Below are 2,352 nucleotides of genomic sequence, written 5' to 3' on the forward strand. Positions count from 1 at the left end.
TGCTGACCCTCAAGGACCTGGGCTTTGGCCAGTCCCTGCGCCTGCGCGGCGTGCAGGGCGAGGCCGGCGTCGACTTCACCCTGCGCCGCGACGAGGTGGTCACCGCCGCCCGTCTCGTCGTCTCGGGCGCCTATTCGCCGTCGCTGCTGGGCGACCTGTCGCAGCTGGCCGTGACCCTGAACGGCGAGCCGGCCGGCGCGGTCATGCTGACCCCCGACCGGGCGGCCGGAACCGAGTGGTCGATCCCGATCGACCCGGCCCTGTTCCTGCGCGACAACAACCTGAACCTCCGCTTCATCGGCCACTACACCCGCGCCTGCGAGGATCCGCAGCACTCGTCGCTGTGGATGACGCTCAGCAACCAGCGCTCGCGCCTGGAGCTGACGGTCTCGCGCCTGCCGGCGAGCCCGGACCTGTCGATGCTGCCCGGCCCGTTCTTCGACAAGGGCGGCGGCAAGCTGGTGCTGCCGTTCGTGTTCGCCGAGACCCCCTCTGACGCCGTGCTGCGCGGGGCGGGGGCGGCGGCCTCCTATTTCGGCATGCGGGCCAGCTATCGCGGCTTTGCCTTCCCGACCCTGATCGGCGCCCTGCCGCAGGGCGAGGGCGTGGTGTTTGGCCAGTCGGGCCAGACGATCGGCGGCCTGACCCTGCCGCAGGTGAACGGTCCGACCCTGGCCGTGGTCGCCAACCCCCAGGCCCCCGACCACCGCCTGCTGCTGGTGATCGGTCGCGACACCTCCGAGATCCGCCGCGCGGCCCTGGCGCTCAGCATCTCGCAGGGCGGGCTGAACGGCGCCATGGCCCAGATCGACACCGCCCTGATCGCCCCGCGCGCGGCCTATGACGCCCCGCGCTGGCTGCGCATGGACCGTCCGGTCCGCCTGGGCGAGCTGGTCGACGCCCAGCTCTTGCAGGCGCCGGGTCTGTCGCCGGCCCCGGTGTCCGTGCCGTTCCGCGTCGCGCCCGACCTCTTCCTGTGGCCGGTGCAGGGCGCGCCGCTGCGCGTGCGCTACCGCTATCCGAAGGGGCCGTGGTTCGACCGCGAGCAGTCGCGCCTGGACGTGTCGCTGAACGGCCAGTACCTGCGCTCCTATCGGCTCAGCGCCCAGGACCGCACCGCCGAGGTGCGGGGCCTGTTCAACCGCTTCGCCCGCAACGAGCACAGCCTGGACCTGCCGCCCTACCTGCTGTTCGGCGCCAGCCAGCTGCAGTTCTATTTCGACATCAAGAGCAACAAGACCGGGGCCTGCCAGGGCCAGTTGCCGACCAACGTGCACAGCGGGATCGATCCGGACACCACGATCGACCTCAGCGGCGGCCGCCACTTCGCGGCCCTGCCGAACCTGGCCTTCTTCGCCAGCGCCGGCTTCCCGTTCACCCGCAACGCCGACCTCGACAAGACCACCGTCGTGCTCGACGCCAACCCCGGAGCGGCCGACATCGAGGCCTATCTGGCGCTGATGGGCCGGTTCGGCGACGTCACCGGCGCCCCGGTCACCCGGGTGGCGATCGCGCGCGACGCCGACGGGGCCGCTCTGAAGGGCCGCGACGTGCTGCTGATCGGCCGTCCCGACATGGTCCGCCGGTTCGGGGCGCTGTTCGCCGGCGCGCCGGTGCGCTTCGAGGACGACCGGCTGCGGCTGAAGCTGGCGGCGCCGATCGAGCGCCTGTTCCTGATGGCCGACGGCGAGGCCTCGGCCGGCCGCGACCACGCCGACGACCTGCTGGTGGCCGGCGAGGGCTTCGAGGGCCTGGTCAGCTTCCGCTCGCCCTTCGATCGCGGCCGGGCGGTGGTGGCCGTGCTGGCCAGCGATCCGACCCGCCTGCCGGCGGTGGTGGCCCGTCTCGACGACCCGGCCCAGAACGCCCGCATCCAGGGCGACCTGGCCATCGTCACCGAGGAGGGCTTCTCCAGCTTCCAGGTCGGCAAGCTGTTCCACACCGGCGACCTGCCCTGGTGGGTCTACGGCATGTGGTGGCTGAGCCAGCGGCCGCTGCTGCTGGCGCTGTCGATCTTCGGCGTCGGCCTGGCCCTGTCGTTCCCGCTCATCGTCGCGCTGAAGGCCATCGCGCGACGCCGTCTCGAAGGTAGCGCCAAGTGAAGTCCCTGCGTCGCATGTCCGTGGAAGCCGCCCTGGCCGCCATCCTGCTGGCGGGCGGGACGGCGCCGGTCGCCCAGGCGCAGGCCCAGGGGGGAAGCGCGGCGGTCGGCGCCCTGGTGCGCCAGGGCGACTTCTGGAGCCAGAAGGGCCGCAAGGATCTGGCGGCCGACGCCTACAAGCGCGCCCTGGCGGCCGATCCCAACAACGCCGCGGCCAAGCGGGGTCTTGCGGCCCTCGACGCGCCGGGCGG

2 protein-coding genes are annotated in these 2,352 nt (G+C 72.6%); both read left to right on the forward strand.

The annotated features are described in order from the left end of the window. Positions 1–2,102, forward strand: a 2,102-nt coding sequence (bcsB, locus tag DMC18_RS24340; RefSeq protein ID WP_146218203.1) for a cellulose biosynthesis cyclic di-GMP-binding regulatory protein BcsB, incomplete at its 5' end; no start/stop codon positions are given. Positions 2,103–2,116: 14 nt separating this feature from the next. Next, positions 2,117–2,352: tetratricopeptide repeat protein (locus DMC18_RS24345; protein ID WP_146218204.1), on the forward strand; the 236-nt coding region annotated here is incomplete at its 3' end.

Source organism: Caulobacter sp. D5 (assembly GCF_003185805.1).
Classification (GTDB): domain Bacteria; phylum Pseudomonadota; class Alphaproteobacteria; order Caulobacterales; family Caulobacteraceae; genus Caulobacter.